1 protein-coding gene is annotated in these 255 nt (G+C 54.1%); it reads right to left on the bottom strand.

The genetic code is table 11. From position 1 onward, the window contains the following. On the bottom strand, window positions 1-255 hold a 255-nt coding region (locus tag SB660_RS22075; protein WP_410584603.1), incomplete at both ends, for an arginase family protein.

Below are 255 nucleotides of genomic sequence, written 5' to 3'. Positions count from 1 at the left end.
CTTAATGTACTTGCGCTCCCCTTCATCAAGTGACCGGGCGCCAATGATAACGACGTTTTCCGGTTTGATTTTAGGCGCGTAGCCTTCAAGGTTAACCAGTGACTCGTGGCCAATGCCGAGGCTGACCGCGAGCGGCATGCCGTGAATATTGCCCGATGGTGAAGTTTCAAGTGTATTCAGATCGCCGTGCGCGTCATACCAGATGACGCCGAGATTATCGTAATGCTTCGCTGTGCCTGCAAGCGTGCCGATCGC

It is taken from the genome of Bacillus sp. SIMBA_005 (assembly GCF_046535585.1).
In the GTDB taxonomy this organism is placed as follows: domain Bacteria; phylum Bacillota; class Bacilli; order Bacillales; family Bacillaceae; genus Bacillus; species Bacillus pumilus.
The sequence above is the reverse complement of the archived record's forward strand: the minus strand, read 5'-3'. Positions and strand labels throughout refer to the sequence as shown.